Source organism: Aequorivita flava (genome assembly GCF_038742595.1).
Lineage (GTDB): Bacteria > Bacteroidota > Bacteroidia > Flavobacteriales > Flavobacteriaceae > Aequorivita > Aequorivita marisscotiae.
Map to the genome: position 1 here is coordinate 398,319 of NZ_JBANCF010000001.1, position 25,641 is coordinate 423,959.

A 25,641-nucleotide genomic window follows, 5' to 3' on the forward strand; every position below is an offset into this window, starting at 1 on the left:
TAATCCATGATATTTTCAAATAATATTCTTTCGCAAACTCTTGTTCAACTATGTTTGGATAAAGGGGTAAACCATATAGTTATTTCTCCCGGTTCTAGAAACGCACCTCTAACTATTGGGTTTGGCAATCATTCTGAATTTAAGTGTTTTAGTATCGTTGATGAGCGATGCGCGGCATTTTTTGCCTTGGGAATGGCGCAACAACTAAAAAAACCGGTAGCCGTTGTTTGTACATCGGGTTCGGCGTTGCTCAATTATTATCCGGCGGTTGCAGAAGCATTTTACAGTGATATTCCATTGGTGATTCTTGCAGCCGATAGACCTGCGGACCGAATTGATATTGGCGATGGACAGACTATCCGACAACAAAACGTTTTTGAAAACCATATACTTTACAGTGCAAATTGTATAGAGGGTGAAGAATTCCAAATAAAAAATGAAACCGAAATAAACATAGCGCTCAATACTGCAATTGAGTTAAAAGGCCCAGTGCATATTAACTTACCGTTTTCTGAACCCTTGTACAATACAACCGAAACGCAATTAATCTGGCCACAAAATGTGTTAGCGCGAAAGTCAAATTTTAGTTTAGATGAAAGTTTAAATCCTTTTATTAAACAGTGGAACGATAGCAAAAGAAAAATGATTCTCGTAGGGGTTTTAGATCCAAATAGTGTGGAACAACGCTTTGTTCAGCAACTGGCCAAGGATAAAAGTGTTTTGGTTTTAACTGAAACTACTTCAAATCTGCATAATGCACATTTTATTTCGGCGATTGACCAGCTAATAACACCCTTAACCACTGAGGATTTTAAAAAACTTCAGCCAGATATTTTATTGACTTTTGGTGGGATGGTTGTCTCCAAAAGAATAAAGGCCTTTCTTCGTAACTATGCGCCCAAGGCGCATTGGCACGTTGATGCGAAAAAAGCCTACGATACTTATTTTGCGCTAAAGCATCATTTTAAAACAACTATTAATAATTTCTTTGCAGAATTTCTTCCGAATACAATTGAAGTACAAAGCAATTATCAAACTCAATGGCTAAAAATCAGGGAGCATAGATTGCTGCGCCATAGAACATATGAAAGCGAAATTCCATATTCAGATTTTATGGTTTTTTGTGAAATATTTCATCTTCTTCCGCAAAATATCCAGTTGCAATTAAGTAATAGTGCTACGATTAGATATGCACAGCTATTTAATATTTCGCCTTCGATTAGCGTGTTTTGTAATCGCGGCACGAGTGGTATTGACGGAAGTACAAGTACGGCGATAGGAGCGGCATTGGCTTCAAAATTGCCTACAATTTTTATTACTGGCGATCTAAGTTTTTTCTACGATAGCAATGCCCTTTGGAATAATTACATTCCACAAGATTTTAAAATAATTGTAATAAACAATGGAGGTGGTGGTATTTTTAGAATTCTTCCCGGTGAAAAAAACACCGAACTATTTAATACTTATTTTGAAACAAAACATAACTTAAATGCCAAGCAGCTTTCAAAAATGTACAATATAAAGTATGAAAGTGTTGAAAAGAAAGACGAATTAAAGGTAAAACTAAATGCATTTTTAAACAAAAAGGAAGGACCGGCATTGTTAGAAATATTTACACCTGCTACAATAAACGATAATGTACTGTTGGATTACTTTAAATTTATTTTATAAATTGTTTACCCCAGATTGCGGCTAAGGTAAGATCGTCAAAAACGGCAAAAGGTTTTTTGCAGAATTTAGATTCCAATTCAGCATTACTTCGTGCTATATCGCTATAGGCAACTACTACCATAGCCTTTAATGTAGTTACTTTGTTTAAATATTTGTAATCCGTAGGTTTTACAGAATACGATTGTACACGATGCGCAATATAAACCCAAGGTTTAGTGCCAAGGTACGCAAGCCCCTGCAATAATGTTGAAAACCCACTTTTGTGAGAAACAGTAGTACCTTCCTTTGCCTCAACAACAACTATATTTCCGTAAAAATATATTATGCCAATATTGGTTTCCAATACTTTTTCGAGCTTGAAATTTGATGGAAGATTATGTGGTGGATTTAAGTTCATTTCGGATGTGAATGTACATTTTAAGTTTGATATGTATCCTAGGTATCAAACAATTTTTTTCTGACAAAATACAGTACCTTTGCAACTATGATAAAATTGGGTGAATACAATACTTTAGAAATTCTTCGGGAAACAGAACCGGGGCTATATTTAGGCGATACAGAGGAAAACGTGGTGCTTTTACCGCATAGATATAAGCCAGAGCAATACGAAATTGGCGATGAAATTTCGGTATTTATATATTTGGATAATGAAGAGCGGCCAATAGCTACTACACTCGATCCTTTTCTTCAACTAAATACTTTTGGTTATTTGCATTGTAGCGACGTTACCGAATATGGCGCTTTTATGGATTGGGGTCTGGAAAAACAACTTTTTGTACCGTTTAAAGAGCAAGCCCGGCCAATGAAAAAAGGCAATTGGTATATAGTATATTTATATATTGATGAAAAAACAAATCGTTTGGTTGGCAGCAGCAAAACAAACCATTTTCTTCAAAATGAGAACTTATCGGTTGAACCGTTTCAACAAATAGATATTTTAGTAACGCATTTAACCGAAAAAGGTGCAAATGTAATTGTTAACGGCCAACACAAGGGACTTATTTATATTGAAGATATTTTCGAAGATATACGAACTGGCGATAAAATGAAGGCTTTTATTAAAAAAATCCGCCCCGATAATAAAATTGATATCGTCCTACAAAGGCCAGGTTATAAAAGTATCGAACCAAATGCAAACTTTATTCGAGAAGAATTGGAGGCTGCAGGCGGTTTTTTACCGCTTCACGATAAATCTGATCCAGATACCATTAAAAACATGCTGGGAATGAGCAAGAAAAGTTTTAAAAAGGCAATCGGGACGCTTTATAAGGACAAGCAAATTGTAATTAAAGAAGATGGAATTGAGTTAATTTAATTCCGTTTTTCTTCAAACTCGGGACAGTCTACCCGTATGGCCTCTGGCGCTAATGGTTGTTGAAGATATTCGCAATAATCTTTGCCATTTTTTTTAGTATAGAATTTACAAGCGAAACAGGTGCGCTGTACACTTATAATGCCGCTTTTATTCAGATTGTAAATAAGTTTTACAATAGCTTCATAAACCGTTTGAAGCTGCTCGTTATCAAAACTATCAAATTGTTTTTTTATGGGATTGGCATAGTTTTCGGTTACAGAAACCAATTCTTTTCCCTTTGCAGAAAGTACGATAAGATAGCTTCTACTGTCGGGTTTTGAATAGTCTTTTAAAATCAGTTTTTTCTTCTCCAAGGATTTTACGGCATCACTAATGGTAGGTTTTGTAACATCAAATTCCTTAGCCAGATAACTAACTGTACAAAGTGAACTTTCGTGATAGGCAATAAAAATTAGTATTTGAATCTGTATTGGGCTCACACCAGATTTTTTGGCTTCGGCCCAGAGTAGGGTTCGGAAAACTTCCGATATCCGTTCAAGACCAACCACTATTTTATTGCTCACACTTTCTTGCTGAAAGAAGGTATCAAAAACGCTTTTTTCCATAATAATGCCTGTTAAGAATTGAGGCTTAACAGGCAAAGTTAGTATTCCTAATTATTTATTTCAACTTTTAAGTACAGTTTTCCATTTCTAAAATATAAAAACCCATGGTGTGGATTGCTGTTGTTACTTCGGGAGTAGCATTTTCTACGTGACAGAAATTACATTTTTTGGAATTTAAACTTCCAGTTTTAAAAGGTTTGCTGGCTAAATACTGTTTTCCAAAAGCGTAAATTTGGTTTTCATTTTCTAGTGCTGCAGGTACCAAAATATCAAAATGCATTTGCAATCCGTCCGGTCTTGCTACATAAGTGTCCCAAACTGCTATTTTCATAATCAATTGTTTTTAACAGTATAGGGTAATGATAAATTTCCACTTGCCACACTGTAAACATTATACACGCCGAGCATTGGCTTATCCATATTTTCAGTGTTTACCTGCATATATGCCGCTACGCCATCATAATTGAAATTGGACTGGTTATTTATTCTGTACTTCGGAACTACCACTTTAATTATGTTGTTCATGGCTTTTACTCCATAGCCCGGAGAGTCCATATACATTGGCATTCCAGGATTTGTGGGTGGTAGCTTTACGGTTGTGTCGCCTTTTTTAAATTGCTTTACCGCAAGTCCACCTTCCACTCTTTTATCTTCAACCAAAATTACCCAATGGGGATGCCAAATTACACCATCATTATCGTAGCGAGTATCCATATTTTCATCCCATAGCGGAGTGTCGTCAAAATCTGGGTGGGAAGTAAGGGCCAAGGCAACAATTCCGTTCGTTTCACTAAAACCTACATCAGTAGATTTTAACGAAGTGGGGAATACATATCCCAAGACGGGAGCGCCATTCATCTTTCCGGCGGGGGTTGGCGTTGTTGCACCTGCTGTTCCCGCCACTGTTATTTCCCAAACTAAAACATCTAATTGGGTATGATTTATAACCTCGGCCTTTGTGATTTTAAAATCATTATTATCATATTCCGAATTTTGTGTACGGGCATGTGTAGCCAGTAAAAGCATTACTATTATAAATATTGGTTTTTTCATTTTTTTGTTGTTTTAATACAAAGGCTTTCGAAAGAATACCTTTGTAGGGTTAATTAATTTTTTAAATCTGCCATGGAGGCACCATAATTTATGTGTAATACATTGCCGGTAGGCGTAACCAGAGCTGGAACAGATTTTACTCCTAGATTTTCGGCAACCTGTATTTTTGATTTGTCTTCACCTAAATGCACTACTTCAATAGAAGTAGGATCCATCAGTTCTAGAATTTCAACTTCGGCACTTACACATACGGGACAACCGGCGTGGTAAAAAATAGACTTTTTCATAATTAAAACGTATTTAAAGATTAAAGCAATATTGCTTGGACAAATATAGTAAGGAATCCTAACTAAATAAAATATAATTGAATTTTTTTTTACGGTGAATGTTTTGGGTGAAAGAATTCACCCAAATATAAGTGCATATAAAGTGGAAGGGAAGAGGTATTGCGTTATTGCGAATACGGTCCGTAGGCGCCATACCCTACATAAAAACCGCCTCGCCGTGACGGCCGTTGATAAAAACCGTACGAGTAGGGCATAAGTTCAGGTCTTAAATAGCCACGAGATTCTTTATAAGAAATATTTTTAACCGCGGTAGAACCATCGGCACTATAACTGCTATTGCCTCCATAAATGCCATATTCTCTGGGATCCAATGAGATTTTTAAATCAGACTTTACATAATTTTCATTGGCTGCCATAGCATCGTACATGCTCACTGCTTCCCGGTAGTTATTCTTGTTTAGTTTAAAGGATGGAAGTGTATTCGAAGAGTTTGTTGAAAATTCTGAATTGGCAAAAGGTACCGTAATTAAACGCTCTAATTCGGGCAACTTCACGAAGTCTAATTTATTTTTATTGCTTTCAAAATCCAACTGTGCCGAGGCAATCAGCGGAAAAAGTACAATAAAAGTGAATAGCTTTTTCATCGCGACAAATATATCAAATTTTAAGCCAATTTAAACTTGCCGTTCAATTGTATGTTACAAACTTAACTTTTTAGCCGTATCTTTAGGAAGAGCATCTTTATGAACGGTTATGCTAATTGTCTTTAACCGCATGTACGCTTCGCTAAAATACACGTAACCTCCGTTGGCAACCCTTGATTCATCAGATCCCCAGCTATTTTTTACTTTATAATATTTGGTGCCGTTTTGATCGTGAAGTAACCCCGTAATATGCATTAAATGATCGTCTGTAGTATTGTAATTTTCAAACTCCTGTTGACGGTATTGTTGAGTAATATCTTTTTCGGGATAAATACTGTGTAGCGCTTTTAAAGTGTTTTCAGCATTTTCTGGCACAACGGCTACACCATCTTTTGATGAAAAGGCACGTTCACTTACATCACAATCCAATTCAACAGTAAAACCATTTTGCAAAGCATTATCAATGGTAGATATTAGCTCGTTTAGCGGAACATTGTAAAAACTTCCGTTGCTCCAATTATCTGGAATATTCAAAATAAATTTAGAATAGAATGGCGCATGTGTAAAGCTGGTAATATTTATATAATCCGTTGGTACAATTTTGGTCATTTTTAAAAAACTTTCCGGAGTATACTGTTTTCCTTCAAAAGTAAAGTTGGTAATGTTTTTGCCGATGTACACATCCAGAACACCTTCAATTGCCGCACGCCATTTTGGGCTTAAGTTTCTACCGGGATTGTCTATATAGGTTTTTAACATTGCTTCGAGTACCGCAACCATTTCGGCGTGGTTGTATTTGGTTTCTCCCTCAGATAGACCATTAAATGCTATTTCGGGTACCAAACCATTTTTTTTAATCGAATTAATAACGTCGTGTGCCAAACCCCCTTCGCCAAATTGTGCTTTTCCTTGGCGCATAATAAAATTTTCAGCCTTTAGTGGGTAGGTGTTTCGCACTTGGTACATTTCGCTAAGATCTATATTTTTTCCGGTGAGCCTAATAATTTCACTCTCCAAAAATGAAGTACTACTAAAACTCCAGCAAGTTCCGGTAATACCTTGGCTTAATACGGGTGTTGTTTCAAGATCGGTGACGGTTGTAAATTTGTAAATTTCTTGTGATGAGAGTGTTACTGTGAAGAGTAATACGAAGAATAGAATAAAATGTTTCATTGTATATGCCTGGCCGAGCGCAGTCTAGACCATAATGTAATTTATAAGTTAATACGACCGCCCGACTGCACTCGAGACGTCATTGTATAATTTAAGAGTATGATTTCATATATTTACGCTAAAATAACAAATATGATTTCACCCAACTGGAAAACAGCAAAAGAATATACAGATATAACCTATAAAAAAGCAAATGGCGTAGCGCGAATTGCATTTAACAGGCCTGATGTGCGCAATGCGTTTCGGCCAAAAACAACCGCCGAATTACTTGATGCTTTTCACGATGCGCAAGAAGATACATCTGTTGGAGTGGTATTGTTATCTGCGGAAGGTCCATCATCTAAAGATGGGGTGTATAGTTTCTGTAGCGGTGGCGACCAAAAGGCGCGTGGCCACCAAGGATATGTAGGCGATGACGGCTATCACAGGTTAAATATTCTGGATGTACAACGATTAATCCGTTTTATGCCGAAGGCGGTTATTTGTGTAGTTCCGGGATGGGCAGTGGGCGGCGGGCACAGCTTACACGTGGTCTGCGATTTAACCCTAGCAAGTAAGGAACACGCTATCTTTAAACAGACCGATGCCGACGTTACCAGTTTTGACGGTGGTTACGGAAGTGCTTACTTGGCCAAAATGGTAGGGCAGAAGCGAGCCCGTGAAATCTTTTTCCTTGGAAGAAATTATTCTGCACAGGAAGCTTTTGAAATGGGAATGGTTAATGCCGTAATTCCACATGATGAATTAGAAGATACAGCTTATGAATGGGCGCAGGAAATTCTTGCGAAAAGCCCAACTTCCATAAAAATGCTGAAATTTGCCATGAACCTAACCGATGACGGCATGGTTGGGCAACAGGTTTTTGCAGGTGAAGCAACGCGCCTTGCCTATATGACCGATGAGGCCAAAGAGGGGCGCGATGCTTTTCTAGAAAAACGAAAGCCTAATTTTGATAAGAAGTGGTTGCCGTAGCTCGTTATATTTTTTTAAAGTTGATATTGATGCGACAGTAAAATTCGCAGACCTTAAATAATTATTTATTTCCATAAGCATCCGCGTGCACATTTTTAACCGCACGCCCGCTCGGGTCATTCATGTTCTTAAAACTCTCATCCCAATCTAACGCTACTTGACTGCTACAAGCCACACTTGGCACGCTTGGTACTGTTAGAGCTGCAGCATCGCTTGGAAAATGTTCTTCAAAAATGGTTCGGTAATAAAACTCTTCTTTACTTGTAGGAGTCTGTATCGGGAATCTATAATGAGCATTTGCTATTTGATCATCGGTCACTTTTTCATTGACCATTTCTTTTAAGGAATCGATCCAACTGTAACCCACCCCATCACTAAATTGCTCTTTCTGCCGCCACGCTACCTCTTTCGGCAACATATCGCCAAAAGCCTCGCGGAGGACCCACTTTTCCATTGCCTGTTTATCCTGTGGAGTTTTTTGTCCGGCAAGTATCATTTTATCTTTTGGGTTTAACCGCATAGCAACATCCATAAATTCCTTATCGAGAAAAGGAACACGGCCTTCAATACCCCAAGAAGCTAGAGATTTGTTGGCACGTAAGCAGTCATACATATGTAGTTTGTCTAATTTTCGTACGTTTTCTTCGTGAAAATCTTTAGCCGATGGCGCCTTATGGAAATATAGATATCCACCAAAGATTTCGTCAGCACCCTCGCCTGATAATACCATTTTTATACCCATTGCCTTAATAGCACGCGCCAATAAGAACATTGGGGTGGAGGCGCGAATGGTAGTTATGTCGTAAGTTTCAACGTGATAAATAACATCTTGTATTGCATCAAGGCCTTCTTGGACAGTAAAATTTATTTCGTGGTGTACTGTGCCTAAATGTTCAGCAACTTTTTGGGCGGCAGCCAAATCGGGTGATCCGTCTAAGCCTACAGCAAAGGAATGCAGTCTTGGATACCAAGCACCTTCGGTGTCGCCAGATTCTATACGTTTATCGGCGTACTTTTTAGCCAACGCAGAAGTAATGGAAGAATCTAAACCTCCGGAAAGCAAAACTCCATAGGGCACGTCGCTCATTAACTGTCTTTTTACGGCGGCATCCAATGCTTCTCGCAAATCGCTTATACTTGTTTCATTTTCTTGTACAGCGTTAAAATCCATCCAATCGCGGGTCCACCATTGTTTTAATTGTTCATCACTGCTGTGTAAATAATGACCGGGAGGGAAAAGTTCAATTTTAGTACAAAAGCCTTCCAGTGCTTTTAATTCGCTGGCGATATAAAATGTTCCATCTTTATCCCAGCCCATATAGAGCGGGATAATTCCCATGTGGTCTCGAGCTATTAAATATTCATTCTTTTCTGCATCATATAACGCAAATCCAAATATTCCGTTGAGCTCATCTAAAAGTGAAACTCCCTTTTCCCTATAGAGCGCTAAAATTACCTCGCAGTCACTTTTTGTCTGGAAGTTGTATTTTCCAACAAATTGCTTGCGCAATTCCAAATGATTGTAAATTTCACCGTTCGCGGCCAAAACCAGCTTTTTGTCTTCAGAAAATAACGGTTGTTTACCTGAAGTGGGATCTACAATTGCCAGGCGTTCGTGTGCCATAATGGCTTTTTTGTTGCTAAAAATTCCACTCCAGTCTGGACCGCGGTGTCTTAATCGTTTTGCCATGGTTAGTAATTGCGGCCTTAATTCTTCTGAAGGCCGTTTTAAATCGAATGCACATACAATTCCACACATAATTTTATAATTTAAATGGTTAGTTTCTTTTTAAATTCATCAGCACTACCTAGAACTGTTTATTTTGAACTCGGCTGAGCTAAGTCGAAGCCAAAAAAAAAGCCCGTCAGGAAAAACCTGACGGGCCGTATATCGCGACAAGTTTTTGTTACGGCAGCTCGTTATTATTAATATTTAAACTTAAATGTAACATATACTTGTTTTTGTTTTACTTGTGAATTACGAATGTAGAATAATTATTTTAAACCAACGCAATTCTTTTTTATATATTTTGAAATTTAATTATCGAAGTTTTGGAAACTTTGAAGGATTGGCTTCGTGCATAATTTCATAAACTTTTTCATAAACATCCTCTACAGAGGGTTTGGTAAAATAGTCGCCATCGGTTCCATAGGGTGGACGGTGATCTTTCGCGGCTAGTGTTTGTGGTTTGCTATCTAGGTATTTATATCCGCCCTGTACTTCAATTACTTGGTTAAGAATATAGGCCGAGGCGCCCCCTGGCACATCTTCATCTATAACTAGCAATCTGTTGGTTTTGGCCACACTTTTCACCAAATCGTGATTTATGTCTAGCGGTAATAGCGATTGTACGTCTATTACTTCGGCATCAATTCCGGCTTGCAATAGCTCCTTGGCAGCTTCCTCAACTATTCTTAACGTACTTCCGTATGAAACTAACGTAATATCGGTACCTTTCTTAATTGTTTCAACTACCCCAATTGGTGTTCTAAAATCGCCCAAATTGTTGGGCATTTTTTCTTTTAAGCGGTAGCCGTTTAAGCATTCTATTACCAATGCAGGCTCATCTGTTTCTAAAAGTGTATTATAAAACCCGGCGGCCTTTGTCATATTTCTTGGCACTAGTACATACATACCTCGCAACAGGTGAATTAGACCACCCATTTGAGAGCCACTATGCCAGATTCCTTCCAATCTATGGCCACGAGTACGCACAATAAGCGGTGCTTTTTGAGTGCCATTGGTTCTATAGCGAACCGTCACCAAATCGTCGCTCATTATTTGTAAACAGTACAAAATATAATCTAAATACTGAATTTCAGCAATAGGGCGAAGGCCTCGCATGGCCATTCCAATACCTTGCCCAAGAATGGTTGCTTCTCGAATGCCCGCATCGGCAACCCGAAGTTCTCCATACTTATCCTGCATTCCTTCCAAACCTTGGTTTACGTCGCCAATTGTACCGCTGTCTTCCCCAAAAATTAATACTTCTGGATGTTTTTCAAAAATGGCGTCAAAATTGTCGCGCAGCACTACACGTCCGTCAACATCTTCTGCATCTTGGGCATATGTAGGAGCTACTTCTGCAATAGTTTTGGCATTTTCTTTTGCTTCGGAATATAAATGTGTGCTGTATTTAGGTTGAATAAGTTCAAAATAATTAGCAATCCAATCTTGAAGTTGTTTCTTTTCTGTTGATTCTTCACCAGTTACGTAACGCAATGCCTTTCTGGCCGATGCGAGAATATTTCTGCGCAATGGTTCTTTTTCGGCGGCCAGTTCATTTTTTATTTTTTCAATAAAGTTTTTATTGGCACTGTTTTCAGCTAAATTACCAAGAAGGAGAACGGCTTCTTCCTGCTCGGTTTTCTGTGGCGATACAAATGCCTCCCAAGCTGCTTTTTTACCGTCGCGAACTTGTTTTTTTATCTCTTTTTCAATAGCTTCCAAAGTTTCTTCCGTAGCAATATCACTTGCAATCATCCATTCGCGCATTTTAGCGTTGCAATCGTATTCTACCTCCCATGCTAGGCGTTCCTTGCTTTTATAGCGTTCGTGAGAGCCGCTGGTACTGTGGCCTTGGGGCTGTGTTAGTTGTTGTACGTGAATTAAAACCGGCACGTGTTCGTCGCGCGCAATCTGTGAGGCGCGACTGTAAACGTCTATAAGTTCAGAATAGTCCCAACCATTTACCCGTATAATTTCATACCCTTTTTCATCTTCGGTACGTTGGAAACCTTTTAAGATTTCAGAGATGTTTTCTTTGGTAGTTTGGTGTTTTGCGTGAACGGAAATTCCATATTCGTCATCCCAAACGCTCATAACCATTGGTACTTGTAAAACGCCAGCGGCATTTATAGTTTCCCAAAAAAGGCCTTCGCTGGTGCTGGCATTTCCAATGGTGCCCCAAGCAACTTCATTTCCGTTGATGGAAAAATTGGTTTTGTTTTCAATGCCTTTTACGTTTCTAAAAATTTTTGAAGCTTGTGCCAACCCTAATAAACGTGGCATTTGCCCTGCCGTTGGCGAAATATCTGCGCTACTGTTTTTTTGTTGCGCTAGGTTTTTCCAACTACCATCTTCGTTAAGTGAATGTGTAGCAAAGTGACCGCCCATTTGTCTTCCGGCGCTCATTGGGTCTGCTTTTATATCGGTATGTGCGTACAAACCAGCAAAAAATTGCTCGATGGTAAGTTTGCCAATGGCCATCATAAAAGTTTGGTCTCGGTAGTAACCACTACGCCAGTCGCCATTTTTAAAAGCTTTGGCCCAGGCTAATTGTGGCACTTCTTTTCCATCGCCAAAAATACCGAACTTCGCTTTTCCCGTAAGTACCTCGCGGCGCCCTAAAAGACTACACTCGCGACTGGTTACCGCAATTTTGTAGTCGTTTAGAACTGTTTCTTTGAAATCTTCAAAGGAAATCTCGCCATTTGTCTTTGGATCTGTCTGCATGAATTTTTCTTTAAGGATTACAAAAGTAGCGAAATTGAAGGAGTTTTTCAACGCTAATTTTAGAACATAGCAATTTTCAAAAAGCTGCGATTTTTCTTGCTATTTTGTTTTAATAGGGATTAGCTTCAAAATCAATAATCTAAGTAGTAGGATAAACGGAAACCCGTGCAATAAAACGTCAAACCAGTCTTCGGCTTGCATTCCTTCGGCGCCTCCTGCAATCCATTTTAGTTTTCCCCAAAGGTGTGGTTCTGGAAAAAATGGTGCCAAACCAAGTGTAAGGCAAATTAATATAATGATGCGCCAGTTATTGAGTATTTGCATTAAACTATATGGTTACTTGTTCGTTTAAAATTTGTAATCTAGTACCATCTTCGGGTAAACAAGCCGAGCAATGTTTTTGGACTTAAAGTTACAATAAATCGTACTTTTTCGTCGTAATGGGGTAAGTTGGGTTCGAATCCTAAGTTGGAATAAATAGGGAAATACAATTCAAAATAATCTGCAACCAAACTCAATCTTATTCCGCTATCGAACACGGTATTTACGCCTCGCTCCTTGTTTGCCACCAACCCTATGTCGCCATAGGCATAAATCCATTTCCAGATATTGGTGCTGGCATTCACGGTTGCCATCCAACTATTGGCATAGGCGGGTTCTAACTGCGATTTAAAGCCGCCTTCAGCAATAATAAGCTGTTGGCTAAAAAGTCCGGAGTCTTCACTTCGACCGTAATAATTATAATCGAAAAGATAATCATTTGGACGGTCTAATGCGAAGCTGAAAAAATCTTCATTTTCTCGCGTATCATTAAATAAGAACACCCCCGCGAAGAAACGAAGATTTAACTGTCTGTTACTCAAAAACAGCTTTCTGTATTCTAAATCTACCGAAAGCTTGCTAAACTTGGATGAAATTTCGTAGTCTGCAACCCCTCTAAAATAATTTATAAGATTTGGGTTTGAATATACATATTGCATATTAAACACACTATAATTGGGCTCTTGATCGGTATCATTGGGGTTTTCATCTCTATAAACATTTACATTTCGCAGATTTATAAATTGTTTTTCATTGTTGCGCAAATCTGAATTCCGGAAAGCAAATGTTATATAAGGTGTAAAGCGTTTATAAAAAAGTCCACGATCGTATGAATAATAATTTCCCGAAAATCCATAGCGCATTGCATATAAATCGCCCTGATCCATGGTCTGGGAATAACTAATAGACGCACTGCCCACGAGCGTTTTGGAACGAAATCCGAATTGAGGTTCTAAACTGTAATGAACGGCTTTAGGCAGTACCGTTTTGTTGTAAAGTCGCAAACCTGCCGAAACGCCATCGTAGAGGTTGTACTCGAAAATAGGCATAAAGAAAAACTGTGTGAATCTAGGATCTTCCACGTCCTGAAATAGCCGAAATTGCAAGGGTTTGTTCAATAGCCCATTTACGGTTTTAAAGTTATTTCTTCGGTTGTATTCGGGTATTTTTCCTTCGTAATTTAAAGCTAGTTTCTCAATATTTTGGGCCGGAATAGTAATAGTGCTTATACTATCTAAAGGCTTTGTCCAGGTTTTATATACTACCGTATTTTTGTTGAGACCGTATAGCGAAATGGGCAGTTCGCTTTGCCTGTTATTCTTTATGGAAACTCTAAGCGAATCGCCAATTTTTTTAACATTTTTAATTTTGAAATCAATGGTATTTCGGGTGTCGGCAAAATCCTCAAAAAACCAATTTATGGGCAAATCTGTTTTGCTGGCGAGTAAATTTTCAAAATCTGAAGATGTAACTGGTTGCAACTTATTTGCCACATAAAATTCCTTTATTGCTTTATCTAAAACGCCTTGGCCTAGATAATCTTCTAAATAACGCAAGCCGCTGCCTCCATAATATCCATTGGCAATATTCATATTAAACTTTAACAATGAATCTTTTGGGGTTGTTAAAGATTGATGAATATTATTGCGTGCCATATTTAAATATAAAATAGGATACTGATCATTAAACTCAAGATCTGCTGCGTGCGCCCAACGAATTACCCACCAATCACTCAGATTCCCTATAATCTTCATTTTAGGATAATAGGTATCTACATATTTCATCATTAAATAAATCTGAAGCGCATCCTGTAACCAATAATCGCGGCGCGAATCTAAAATAAGCGTGTTTTGAATATAATGCCGTGTTATGGTTTTTAACTGTTCCATATCGTACTCAAAACCATCGGGATAGGGGCTAATAAAACTAGGCAAAAGATTTAGCCCATACACCGGATTAGTTTTATAATCTGCTTCGCTGATAACCATTTTCTGAAACGGATAGGGGCCGAGCTTTTCATCTAAAAAATGGGCAATTCTATCAATCAGTAAAGCTTGTACCGGCGGGTTTATCTTGCTGTTTTGTAAGTTGGTTACTACGGTAAACTTATCGGTTTCAATGGTTTCAAAGTTTGAATATCGTTGCAAGTAAAGTATTGCATTTGTACGTTGGCTGCCTTTTAACGATACTATTTTTTTGTTTTCTGAAATGTTTTCCGAAACCAACTCTAGATCCGATAGTACTGAGTATTGCTTTGGAAGCTGAAGAACAATGGAGTATTCTGAAGGTGTAGTAAAAAGATCGTTGGTGTTTTTATTGCTGTAAATGCGCCATTCACCATTGTAAACAGCAGGCAAAATATACCAATTTCGCAATTTAAAATTTGCTTGATTATCTACTCCAAACCGAGTAAACTTACTGTTTGGAACTTTTACAACATATTCTAAATTAAAGGTGTAATTCGCCCCCGGAAGCAACGGACTGTCGGGAATAACCTTTAAAATATCTACCTCTTCTCCGCGTGCCCACTGAAGTGGCGTAGCAGTATTAGTATATATTTTTTCGATAGAAGTTTTACCGCGATCGCTATCTTTTTCAAAATGAAAAGAACTGTTGTAGTTTTCGGAAAAACGCTTGCCCAACGGACTGGTTTTAGTGGAAAAACTATTGGGCCAATCAAATAAGTAGAGTTCCCGTAATGTATCTGCAGTGGTATTTTTAAAAGTAATTTTTTGTTTAATTGAAAGAGTTTTCTGTGCAGGGTTAAGCGTAGCATCTATATGTATTGTATGCTGAGCTCTTGCTTGTGCTACCAAACAAAATAGGAAGAGGAATATGATTCTATTTGGCATCAAAAAATTTTAGTGAATTTAAACAGGTTCGCGAAGAAAAGACTATTAAAAATTCGGACTTAAATTATACTCGTTATAAAAATCGTTTAATATTTGAAGCACTTCATCTTCGGTATCTACTAAGTGGACTAAATCTAAATCTTCGGCACTTACATTATTATTGGCTTCTAAAAGTGTGGTTTTTATCCATTCAAAAAGTCCCCCCCAAAATTCGGTGCCAACTAAAATAATTGGAAACTTATCTATTTTATGCGTTTGAATGAGAGTTAATGCCTCAAAAAATTCATCTAAAGTTCCAAAGCCTCCGGGCATAACTACAAAGCCCTGAGAGTACTTTACGAACATTACCTTTCGCACAAAAAAGTAATCGAAATCAATATTTTTATCACTATCTATGTACGGATTGTCGTGTTGCTCAAAAGGCAGTGCAATATTTAACCCAACTGATGTTCCGCCGGCCAAATGGGCTCCCTTATTTCCTGCTTCCATTATTCCAGGACCACCACCGGTTATAACACCATAACCATTTTCGGTTATTTTCTTAGCTATGTTTTCGGCCAATTTGTAATGTGGATTATCCGGTTTGGTTCTAGCGGACCCAAATATTGAAACGCAAGGGCCAATACGGCTCATTTTTTCGTATCCATTTACAAATTCTCCCATGATTTTAAAAATCGCCCAAGAGTCATTGGTCTTAACTTGGTTCCAGTTTTTTGGTATTTGTTCGTCTCTCATTATTCGGTATTCAGTGTATTGTAATCTGTTTAATAAATTTGGTGCTTTATCATTAAGCAACTAATATAATTCTTTTTTAAGGAAACGGGCGGTGTAGCTTTTTTTGTTTTCTGCCACTTCTTCTGGGGTTCCCAGAGCCATCACTTTTCCACCTTTTTTTCCACCTTCTGGGCCAATGTCTATAATATAGTCTACGGTCTTTATTACATCCATATTGTGTTCAATTATTAAAACGGTATTCCCTTTTTCCACTAGTTTGTTTAGTACAATCATCAACACGCGAATATCTTCAAAATGAAGCCCGGTAGTGGGTTCGTCTAAAATATAGAACGTATTTCCGGTATCGCGTTTAGAGAGTTCCGTAGCTAGTTTTATACGCTGTGCCTCGCCACCCGAAAGGGTTGTAGATTGTTGGCCAAGGGTAATATAGCCTAAACCTACATCTTTTATGGTTTTTACTTTTCGATAAATTTTTGGAATATTTTCAAAGAAGTCTGACGCTTCATTTATAGTCATTGCCAAAACGTCGAAAATAGATTTGCCCTTATAACGAATTTCTAAAGTTTCTCGATTAAAACGCTTGCCTTGGCAAGTTTCGCATTCTACATAAACGTCGGGTAAGAAATTCATCTCAATAACCCGAAGTCCAGCGCCTTTGCAGGTTTCACAGCGACCGCCAGCCACATTAAAACTAAATCGTCCGGGTTTATAACCCCGAATCATTGCCTCGGGTGTTTTAGCGAATAGATTCCTAATTTCGGAAAAAACACCTGTGTATGTGGCTGGGTTGCTTCGTGGTGTTCTTCCAATTGGCGACTGATTAATATCAATTACTTTATCAATATTTTCAAGTCCCGCGATTTTTTTATAGGGCATTGGCTTTTTAACCCCGTTAAAAAAATATGCATTGAGAATAGGGTAAAGGGTTTCATTGATTAAAGTAGATTTTCCGCTTCCTGAAACGCCCGTAACTCCTATCATTTTCCCCAATGGAATTTCTACCGATACATTTTTTAAATTGTTGCCAGTAGCTCCTTTTAAAGTTAAGGTTTTTCCGTTGCCATCGCGTCGCTGCTTCGGAACTTCAATATTTTTGGTACCGTTTAAATAATCGGCGGTAAGAGTATGATGTTTTTTAATTTCTTCGGGTGTGCCTTCCGAGACTATTTCGCCACCATGCCTACCCGCAGCGGGGCCAATGTCTATAACAAAATCGGCGCTTTCTATCATGTCTTTGTCGTGCTCCACCACAATTACCGAATTACCAATTTCGCGTAATTGTTTCAATGAAAAAATTAAGCGTTCATTATCGCGTTGATGCAGGCCAATACTGGGTTCGTCTAAAATATATAGCACGCCAACCAACTGCGATCCAATTTGTGTGGCCAATCTGATGCGCTGGGCTTCGCCTCCCGAAAGCGACTTTGAACCTCTGTCTAAGGCTAAATATGTTAAACCAACATCTACCAAAAATTGAAGTCGCGAACGTACTTCCTTAATAATTTCTGAAGCTATTTTTAATTGTGTTTCCGAAATATTTTTATCGAGATCCCTAAACCATTCCGCCAGCTCAATTACATCCATATGGGCCAGTTCAGCGATGTTCTTTCCGTTCACTTTAAAAAACAATGACTCTTTTCGAAGTCGTGCTCCCTGGCATTCCGGACACGGGATTTTATCCATATATTCCTTTGCCCATCGTTTTAGTGACGTGGTTTCGCTGGCATCAAAAGTGTTTTGTATAAAAGTAGCAACTCCTTCAAAATCTATTTTATAGCTTCGGGTAATTCCCAATGCTTTCGATTCAATATCAAACTTTTCATTCCCGCCGAAAAAGATAACGTCTTTGGCTTCCTTCGGAATTTTTTCAAAAGGATCGCTCAGCTTAAATTTGAAACGTTCGGCAATTAACTCCAGTTGCTTAAACACCCAGTTGTTTTTCTGCGGACCGTGTGCAGCCAAAGCACCTTGTTTTATAGAAAGTTTGGGATTTGGTACTAACTTGTCTAGGTTTACTTCGTATAATTTACCCAACCCTTTGCAATGTGGGCACATCCCCTTGGGCGAATTGAAAGAGAAATTATTGGGTTCGGGGTTTGGATATGAAATACCCGAACTCGGACACATTAACGATCGGCTAAAATAACGGGCTTCATTTGTATCGTTGTCTAAAACCATTAAAATATCATCGCCGTGATACATGGCGGTATTTATACTTTCAGCGAGTCGCTTATGGTTTTCGGCTCCTTCAATTTCAGAAACATCAATAGTAGCTATTGATGGTATTTTTAAACGATCTATTACAATTTCAATATCGTGTGTTTTGTAACGATCTACCTTCATTCCTTTGGTTATATCGCGCACTTCGCCATCTATGCGTACTTTTAAAAAGCCTTGTTTGGCAATCTGTTCAAAAAGTTCGCGATAATGACCTTTTCTAGATCTAATTTTGGGTGCAAGTATACTTACCTTTTTGCCCGCATACTCTTCCAGAATTAATTGTTTTATTTGTTCGTCGTTATAGCATACCATTTTCTGCCCCGTGTTGTAGCTATAAGCATCGCTCGCACGTGCATAAAAAAGCCGAAGAAAATCGTAAATTTCTGTGATGGTCCCGACGGTAGAACGCGGACTTTTACTCGTAGTTTTTTGCTCAATGGCAATTACGGGTGAAAGACCTTCAATTTTATCGACATCTGGTCGCTCTAAACTACCCAAAAATTGGCGGGCGTAGGCAGAAAAAGTTTCAATATAGCGGCGCTGCCCTTCGGCATAAATGGTATCAAACGCCAAAGAGGATTTTCCGCTGCCGGAAAGACCTGTTATTACAACTAATTTATCTCTTGGAATACGAACGTCAATGTTCTTTAAGTTGTGGACCCGAGCGCCCAAAACTTCTATAAAATCCTCATTTTTCGACATAGCTTGCAAAGGTACTCAATTGAACCGAAAATAAAGAACGCATGTTATTTGTGGGGTGTTAATATTTGATAAAAAAATAAATTTTAATAGCCGATGGCTGTATCATCCCCACGACGATCGGCACCGCCTTGGAGTTTTCCATTTGGCAAAATTAAAATTGCATCTACACTTCCAATTTCGGGTAGTATTTGGTTGCTGGAGGAATAACCTTTAGCTTCAAGGTTTTTAATTGTTTCAGACGAAAATCCATCGGCTTCAAATAATATTAAATCAGGCAGCCATTGGTGGTGAAAGCGCGGAGCATTAACAGCTTCCTGCATATTCATTTCAAATTCATATACATTTAAAAATGTTTGCAAAACCGATGTAATAATCGTAGATCCACCGGGTGTGCCCAAAACCATTAAAAGTTTGCCATCTTTTTCTACAATGGTGGGCGTCATAGAGCTTAGCATTCTTTTTTGTGGGGCAATAGCATTGGCTTCACCACCAATAAGACCAAACATATTTGGTGTGCCGGGCTTGGCACTAAAATCGTCCATTTCATTGTTTAAAAAGAAGCCGAGCTCAGGAATATATAATTTAGATCCGTATGAAGCGTTAAGGGTTGTGGTTACTGAAACAGCGTTTCCAAATTTATCTACTATTGAATAATGCGTGGTTTCAAGACTTTCGTAACTAGTAATTTTTCCTGGTTTTATCGTTTCGGAAGGAGTGGCTTTTTCAAATGAAAAGTTTTTCATTCTTTTGGATATATATGTATTGGAAAGTAGTGAATCTACCGGAATATCAATAAAATCAGGGTCGCCCAAATATTCGCTTCTATCGGCGTAGGCGCGTTTTTCAGCTTCTACCAAAAGCTGTATATATTTTTCTGAATTATGACCGTATTCGGTAAGCGGAAATGGCGCAATCATTTGCAAAATTTGTGAAAGACAAATGCCACCACTCGAAGGTGGCGCCATTGAAATAAGTTTTACATCTTTATACTTAAAAACCATGGCCTCGCGCCAAATGGCTTCATAGGCATCTAAATCTTTTTGAGTTATGATTCCTCCTTTTTGTTGGAGGAAATCGATCATTTTCTTACCAGTTTCTCCAGCATAAAATTCGGCTCTTCCGTTTTTTGCAATTCTGCTAAGGGTAGTTGCTAGCGCAGTGTTTTTTAAAGTATCGCCAGCCGTGTAAGTTGACGTAAAAATTGACGCCCCGCCATTAATTTTTTCAAATTCATCTTTAAATTCATCAAAACGTGCCTTTTGTTTTGGTGTTATTAGAAATCCTTTGTTTGCTAATTCAATCACGGGTTTTAACAGTATTTCCATGGGCATTGTGCCAAATTTTTCGTGCACGGCAAAAATGCCTGCAATACTACCGGGTACGCCAACTGCCAATCCGCCTTCAGTACTTTTTTCAGGAATATACTTACCGTTGTTGTCAAGATACATATCTCGTGTAGCAGCCAAGGGCGCTTTTTCACGAAAATCTAAGGAACCAATTTCGCCAAATTCGGTTCGGAAGACCATAAACCCGCCGCCCCCAATGTTTCCGGCGTTGGGATGCGTTAAAGCCAAAGCCATATGAGTGGCAATCATGGCATCAAATGCGGTACCGCCATTTTTTAGAATCGATGCGCCTATTTTTGAAGCTTCCGCACGAGCCGAAACTACCATGGCACTATCTGCAATTACAGCTTTTATTTCGGTTTTTGGTGAGGTTGTTCCTGTTATGGGCTTGGGATTGTCTTTACAGGAAATCAATAGCATAATTAGTAAAAGGGCGAGGTATTGTTTCATAATTGGTTGCGTTTATTGTTGCAATAGCTAATAAGTTCTTCAAAAAAGGAAGTGAATTCTGCTTCAAATTCGTCGTAATAGATTTCTAGCTCCTCAACGGCCAGATTCATTTTTGAAATCCCTTTGGTGCGAACATTCATTTGAGCCAGTATTTTTCCGATACCTTCAACAGTAGCGTAGCTTAAAAGCCAGTTGTCGGCTATCATGTATGGCATCATTCGCTGAATGCGTGCGGGGAGTATTGTAAAGTTTTCGCGAAGTAATTTATAAAAATCCTGTACGTATATATCCAAAGGTTGGTTAGAATATTGGCTCCAATTTTTGGCTAAAAAGTGATCGTACAGTATATCTACAATTACCCCGCTATAATGACTGTAATTTTTGTGAAGCCGCGCCGTACTTTGGTGTACGGTGGGGTGGGCGTCTGTAAAGGTGTCTATAGCCCGGTGGAGCAAAATTCCTTTTGCAATGCCGGGTGGAAATTTTAGATAACGTTTCCCTTTTATGCCATCGGCAATAAAGTTGCCGATAATTACGTCTTCTTCGTCGCCGGAGAGATAGATGTGGGCTAAAAAATTCATTCAATAAATATATGTATTTTTGAGCTGTAAAAACTGAAAATTGAAGAGGTTACCCAATTTAGATCCATTGCGGTTTTTTCTAGCTTCCCTCGTGTTGCTTTTTCACTTGCCCCAACTTTCGGCCAATCAAGGGTTGCCTTTTTTTGACGGGCTTCCAGTATTTCATCGCGGTTTAGAGGCGGTGTACATGTTTTTTGTGCTTAGCGGTTTTTTAATTATTCGGATTATTTACCGAGCAAAAATTCGAGATTCTTTTTCTATTAAAGATTTTTACATTCGCCGAATTCTGCGCATATTTCCACTGTATTATTTAGTTTTAGGTTTTGGCCTGCTTTTTTACAATGTTATTTTACCGTGGTTAAATATACCTTTTGAAATAAATTATACGTGGAAACAAGCCTTATTTTACAACGTTTTCTTTCTTCCGAATGTATTCGCAAAATTATACGACCCCGGCGGAATTATTGAAATACTGTGGTCTATCGGCATTGAAGAACAATTTTATTTACTAATTGCACCGTTGCTGTTTTTTATTAATGCGAAATGGATTTTACGTGTTTTAAGCATTTTGTTGTTAGGATATTTCATTCTTTATTGGTCCGATGTTTTTGAGTTGCTTCGCCAATATACCTTTGTTTTTTTCTATCTTTTTACGGGTGGTGTAATTGCCATTTTAGAAGAAAGGAAAAAGCTCGAATTTTTAAAATGTTCGGCAATTTTTCCGGCAGTAATTTGTGTAGCAACTTTACTGTATTACATTACAGATATATTTCTGTTTGAACCGTTGTGGCTTCGGTCTTTAATAACGTGCTTTTTGTTTGGTTTCTTTATACATTCCTTGGCTTTTAACAATCGGGGTGTACAGGCCAACAGCAAAGTTTTAAATCACCTTGGGAGTATTTCATATGGCATTTATATGTATCACGCCATTGTATTAAATGCCGTAGTGTTTTTATTTTTGAAATTGGAGATACTACAAAACCTTAATGAAAAATTAACTGTAATTTTAATGCTCCTGCTTACCTTCGCGGGAACTATATTTATTGCCCATTTATCCTATACATATTTTGAGCTATACTTTTTAAAGTTGAAAAATAAATTTAGATAACGATTTTTTAAACTACGAGATATTGAATTTCACGTTAAATACAACTTCAACAAATAACTATTAAAATATAACAATATATAATGACACTAATTAAATCTATATCGGGAATCCGTGGCACAATTGGCGGAGCGCAAAGCGAAAACTTAACACCTATTGATGCGGTAAAATACGCCGCGGCATACGGCACTTGGGTTAAACAACAACGCAATAAGAAAGATTACAAAATTGTGGTAGGTCGCGATGCGCGTATTTCGGGACAAATGATTCAACAACTTGTAATGAATACCTTGGTGGGGATGGGAATAACCGTGATAGATTTAGACCTTTCAACCACACCTACTGTAGAAATGGCAGTAACAATGGAACACGCTGACGGCGGAATAATTCTTACCGCAAGCCACAACCCAAAACAATGGAATGCGCTTAAATTACTAAATAATAAAGGTGAATTTTTAAACGCAGCTGCCGGCCAACAAATTCTGGATATTGCCGAAGAAGGAAATATACGCTTTGCCGAAGTTGACGATTTGGGTGAAATTCATAAAAACGATGCCTACATAGATTTACATATTGATGAAATTTTAGAGCTGCCACTAGTAAATTCAGATGCCATAAAAAGCGCAAAATTGAAAGTTGTGGTAGATGCCGTAAATTCTACGGGAGGTCTTGCAGTACCTTTGCTTTTAGAGGCTTTAGGCGTAGAAACGGTAAAATTGTATTGTACCCCAAACGGCGAATTTCCACACAATCCGGAACCGTTAAAAGAACATTTGGGCGATTTAATGGAATTAGTGGTGGAAGAAAATGCCGACTTCGGAATTGTGGTGGATCCCGATGTTGATAGACTTGCTTTTGTAGATGAAAAAGGCGAAATGTTTGGCGAAGAATACACCCTCGTTGCCGTTGCCGATTATGTTTTGCAAAACAATCCAGGAAATACGGTTTCAAATATGTCGTCTTCCCGGGCTTTGCGCGATGTTACCGAAAAACATGGCGGAACTTATACCGCAAGTGCCGTTGGCGAAGTGAATGTAGTTGAAAAAATGAAGGAAACCAATGCTGTGATTGGGGGAGAGGGCAATGGCGGTATTATTTACCCTGAGCTGCACTACGGCCGAGACAGTTTGGTGGGCATTGCTTTATTCTTAAGTTTTTTAGCAGAAGAAAAAATTTCAGTGAGTGAACTTCGTAAAAAATACACCGCGTATTTTATGAGCAAAAAGAAGATTGAATTAACCCCGCAATTGGACGTTGATGCAATTTTAAAAGCAATGGAAGCTAAATATGCTTCGGAAGAAATAAATACCATTGACGGCGTAAAAATAGATTTTGCAGAAAACTGGGTACACCTTCGAAAATCAAATACCGAACCTATTATAAGAATTTATACCGAAGCGAAAAGCCAAGAGGAGGCGGATGCTTTGGCAGATAGGATTATTGGGGAGATTAAGGGCATTGCTGGGTTGTAGTCAATCAGTTCTTCTAAGTTTCCACCGTTTGTGCGACCATAAATAATACTCAGGTTTTTCACGAATCTGCGCTTCCAAAGCGTCAAAAAACATGCGGGTAATTTGAAAATCTGGGTATTCTTTCGGGTTGTCAACCAACGGAATAAAAGTGGCCGTGTAATAGCCTCGTTTCACCTTTTCAACTTTAAGATAAACTACTGAAAAGTCAAGTTTTTTTGCCAGTTCCTCAGTTCCTGTGAACATAGGTACATCTATTCCCATAAAGGTGTCACGATGTTTAAAAGCACCTATTTTTGGAGTTTGGTCGCTAAGAATATAGGTAAGGGTTTTTATGCCTTTTTTCCATTTTCTAAATAGAACCGGCACAATTTTTTTATTGCTGACAATGATACCGCCAAAGTGTTCGCGGGTTTTTTTAACCAAAGCGTCAAATTGTTTACTGCCCAAAGGTTTGTAAACGGCGTGGGCTTGATGCTGCATCAATTTATTCAAAATTCCGCTCCATTCCCAGTTGCCATAATGGCCTGCCATTAACAGGATGCTTCTGTCGTTTTGGTAATAGCTGTCAAGTATTTCGGCATTGGTAACCACAAACCGTTTGCGGATTTCTTCTTCGGAAATGGTAAATGCTTTTATCGTCTCAAAGATAATATCGCACAAATGTTTAAAAAATTGTCGCGCAATTCGGTTTCTTTCTTTTTGGGTTTTTTCGGGAAAAACCAAGGCCAGATTATCCTTTACAACTTTTTTGCGATAGCCAATAATATAATAGGCCAATATGTACATTGCGGTAGATTTAATGTACAAAATGCGCATTGGCATAATGGAAAGTAGCCAAAGAATTGGATAAGCCAGGATATAAAGCAATCTTTGCATAGCGAATGTTCGTGCAAAACTAATTAAATAAATGTTCAATATTCAACGTTCAATATTCAATATTCAGGATAATGCCACAATTAATCACTAACTTTTAACTATTAACTTTTCAATTAAAGATGCAAAACTTACACATCGCCACAATTGTTATCATTGCCGCCAATGTAATTATTTCGTTAAAAGGATTTAACGATTTTTCATTTTTCGAAAAATATAAATTCAATATTGCCGGGATACGCCGCGGCGAGCAGATACGTATGTTTAGCTCCGCTTTTCTGCATGCGGATTTTTCGCATTTATTGTTTAATATGCTTACGCTTTACTTTTTTGCGCCTGTGGTTATTATGAGCGTGGGGGTTACGTATTTTGTAATAATATATGTAGCGAGTTTAATCATTGGCAACCTGCTTTCGTTTTATTTCCATAAAGACGAGTATCACTATAGTGCAATTGGCGCGAGTGGCGCGGTAATGGGCGTTTTATATTCTGCCATTTTATTTTTCCCAGACATGGGTCTTTATTTATTTTTTATTCCCATCCCCATACCTGCTTGGCTTTTTGGAATGGGTTATTTGCTGTATTCAATTTATGGTATGAAAAAACGATTGGGCAATATTGGCCACGATGCCCACATTGGCGGAGCAATTGGCGGGTATGTACTTACCCTTGTTTTTGCGCCTTATTTATTTCAAACTAGTTTGTGGATAGTTGTGTTATTGGCTATTCCTCTAATTATATTGTTTGTTATGCACAAACTGGGAAAAATATAGAAAATTGGACGCTGGGTATTATACTTTTAAATGTA

The 25,641-nt window shown here is 38.3% G+C and carries 22 protein-coding genes; 6 read left to right on the forward strand and 16 right to left on the reverse strand.

Going from position 1 to position 25,641, the window contains the following annotated elements; translation table 11 throughout:
• The first annotated feature begins 6 nt into the window (after positions 1-6).
• A complete protein-coding gene (gene menD, locus VZD24_RS01935) occupies positions 7-1,671 on the forward strand; it encodes a 2-succinyl-5-enolpyruvyl-6-hydroxy-3-cyclohexene-1-carboxylic-acid synthase (RefSeq protein ID WP_342686472.1) in 1,665 nt (554 codons plus the stop codon).
• Here the strand turns inward: menD and VZD24_RS01940 are convergent.
• Positions 1,661-2,068: a hypothetical protein gene (locus VZD24_RS01940; protein WP_279447803.1), complete on the reverse strand. Its 408-nt coding sequence runs from the start codon at positions 2,066-2,068 to the stop codon at positions 1,661-1,663. The genes menD and VZD24_RS01940 overlap by 11 nt on opposite strands.
• Positions 2,069-2,155: 87 nt before the next feature.
• On the opposite strand from VZD24_RS01940, the gene VZD24_RS01945 reads away from it, so the two are divergent.
• A complete protein-coding gene (locus VZD24_RS01945; RefSeq protein WP_279447804.1) occupies positions 2,156-2,986 on the forward strand; it encodes a CvfB family protein in 831 nt (276 codons plus the stop codon).
• Here the strand turns inward: VZD24_RS01945 and VZD24_RS01950 are convergent.
• The 6 genes from VZD24_RS01950 to VZD24_RS01975 form a co-directional block, all read right to left on the reverse strand.
• Positions 2,983-3,591 carry a MarR family winged helix-turn-helix transcriptional regulator gene (locus VZD24_RS01950; RefSeq protein ID WP_342686471.1) on the reverse strand — a complete coding sequence of 203 codons (609 nt, stop codon included), beginning with the start codon at positions 3,589-3,591 and terminating at the stop codon, positions 2,983-2,985. The genes VZD24_RS01945 and VZD24_RS01950 overlap by 4 nt on opposite strands.
• Positions 3,592-3,658: 67 nt before the next feature.
• Positions 3,659-3,922 (reverse strand): DUF2024 family protein, encoded by a 264-nt coding sequence (locus VZD24_RS01955; RefSeq protein ID WP_279447806.1) that lies wholly within the window; start codon positions 3,920-3,922, stop codon positions 3,659-3,661.
• Positions 3,923-3,924: 2 nt separating this feature from the next.
• Positions 3,925-4,644 carry a hypothetical protein gene (locus tag VZD24_RS01960; RefSeq protein ID WP_342686470.1) on the reverse strand — a complete coding sequence of 240 codons (720 nt, stop codon included), beginning with the start codon at positions 4,642-4,644 and terminating at the stop codon, positions 3,925-3,927.
• Between the two features lie 53 nt (positions 4,645-4,697).
• Entirely contained in the window at positions 4,698-4,931 is a 234-nt protein-coding gene (locus VZD24_RS01965; protein ID WP_279447808.1) for a thioredoxin domain-containing protein, read from the reverse strand.
• Positions 4,932-5,095: 164 nt separating this feature from the next.
• The gene (locus tag VZD24_RS01970) at positions 5,096-5,575 is read right to left on the reverse strand and encodes a hypothetical protein (protein WP_279447809.1); all 480 of its coding nucleotides are present in this window, start codon (positions 5,573-5,575) and stop codon (positions 5,096-5,098) included.
• A 54-nt stretch (positions 5,576-5,629) separates the two neighbouring features.
• Entirely contained in the window at positions 5,630-6,748 is a 1,119-nt protein-coding gene (locus VZD24_RS01975) for a C1 family peptidase (protein ID WP_279447810.1), read from the reverse strand.
• Positions 6,749-6,880: 132 nt separating this feature from the next.
• Between VZD24_RS01975 and VZD24_RS01980 the strand changes: the two genes are divergently transcribed.
• A complete protein-coding gene (locus VZD24_RS01980) occupies positions 6,881-7,720 on the forward strand; it encodes a 1,4-dihydroxy-2-naphthoyl-CoA synthase (RefSeq protein WP_279447811.1) in 840 nt (279 codons plus the stop codon).
• Positions 7,721-7,781: 61 nt separating this feature from the next.
• On the opposite strand, the gene asnB is transcribed toward VZD24_RS01980, so the two are convergent.
• The 8 genes from asnB to VZD24_RS02020 form a co-directional block, all read right to left on the reverse strand.
• Positions 7,782-9,479 carry an asparagine synthase B gene (asnB, locus tag VZD24_RS01985; protein WP_342686469.1) on the reverse strand — a complete coding sequence of 566 codons (1,698 nt, stop codon included), beginning with the start codon at positions 9,477-9,479 and terminating at the stop codon, positions 7,782-7,784.
• 282 nt (positions 9,480-9,761) lie between these two features.
• On the reverse strand, positions 9,762-12,176 hold the full coding sequence (locus VZD24_RS01990) for an alpha-ketoacid dehydrogenase subunit alpha/beta (RefSeq protein ID WP_279447813.1): 2,415 nt from the start codon (positions 12,174-12,176) through the stop codon (positions 9,762-9,764).
• Between the two features lie 99 nt (positions 12,177-12,275).
• Positions 12,276-12,500, reverse strand: a complete 225-nt coding sequence (locus VZD24_RS01995; RefSeq protein WP_279447814.1) for a hypothetical protein — start codon at positions 12,498-12,500, stop codon at positions 12,276-12,278.
• A 38-nt stretch (positions 12,501-12,538) separates the two neighbouring features.
• On the reverse strand, positions 12,539-15,349 hold the full coding sequence (locus VZD24_RS02000; protein ID WP_342686468.1) for a gluzincin family metallopeptidase: 2,811 nt from the start codon (positions 15,347-15,349) through the stop codon (positions 12,539-12,541).
• Between the two features lie 45 nt (positions 15,350-15,394).
• Positions 15,395-16,084 carry an LOG family protein gene (locus tag VZD24_RS02005; RefSeq protein WP_279447816.1) on the reverse strand — a complete coding sequence of 230 codons (690 nt, stop codon included), beginning with the start codon at positions 16,082-16,084 and terminating at the stop codon, positions 15,395-15,397.
• Between the two features lie 60 nt (positions 16,085-16,144).
• Positions 16,145-19,006 carry an excinuclease ABC subunit UvrA gene (uvrA, locus tag VZD24_RS02010; protein ID WP_342686467.1) on the reverse strand — a complete coding sequence of 954 codons (2,862 nt, stop codon included), beginning with the start codon at positions 19,004-19,006 and terminating at the stop codon, positions 16,145-16,147.
• An 83-nt stretch (positions 19,007-19,089) separates the two neighbouring features.
• On the reverse strand, positions 19,090-20,802 hold the full coding sequence (gene ggt, locus VZD24_RS02015) for a gamma-glutamyltransferase (RefSeq protein WP_342686466.1): 1,713 nt from the start codon (positions 20,800-20,802) through the stop codon (positions 19,090-19,092).
• Complete coding sequence (locus VZD24_RS02020) at positions 20,799-21,383, reverse strand: acyl carrier protein phosphodiesterase (RefSeq protein ID WP_279447819.1); 585 nt, start codon at positions 21,381-21,383, stop codon at positions 20,799-20,801. Before VZD24_RS02020 ends, ggt begins: the two co-directional genes overlap by 4 nt.
• Before the next feature lie 40 nt (positions 21,384-21,423).
• On the opposite strand from VZD24_RS02020, the gene VZD24_RS02025 reads away from it, so the two are divergent.
• Both VZD24_RS02025 and glmM read left to right on the forward strand, forming a co-directional pair.
• Positions 21,424-22,491, forward strand: coding sequence for an acyltransferase family protein (locus tag VZD24_RS02025; protein WP_279447820.1), 1,068 nt, complete (start codon positions 21,424-21,426; stop codon positions 22,489-22,491).
• A gap of 80 nt (positions 22,492-22,571) precedes the next feature.
• A complete protein-coding gene (gene glmM, locus VZD24_RS02030; RefSeq protein WP_279447821.1) occupies positions 22,572-23,960 on the forward strand; it encodes a phosphoglucosamine mutase in 1,389 nt (462 codons plus the stop codon).
• Here the strand turns inward: glmM and VZD24_RS02035 are convergent, their stop codons facing one another.
• On the reverse strand, positions 23,961-24,836 hold the full coding sequence (locus VZD24_RS02035) for a lysophospholipid acyltransferase family protein (protein ID WP_279447822.1): 876 nt from the start codon (positions 24,834-24,836) through the stop codon (positions 23,961-23,963). It lies immediately after the preceding gene.
• Positions 24,837-24,955: 119 nt separating this feature from the next.
• On the opposite strand from VZD24_RS02035, the gene VZD24_RS02040 reads away from it, so the two are divergent.
• Positions 24,956-25,606 (forward strand): rhomboid family intramembrane serine protease, encoded by a 651-nt coding sequence (locus tag VZD24_RS02040; protein ID WP_279447823.1) that lies wholly within the window; start codon positions 24,956-24,958, stop codon positions 25,604-25,606.
• Positions 25,607-25,641: the final 35 nt, after the last annotated feature.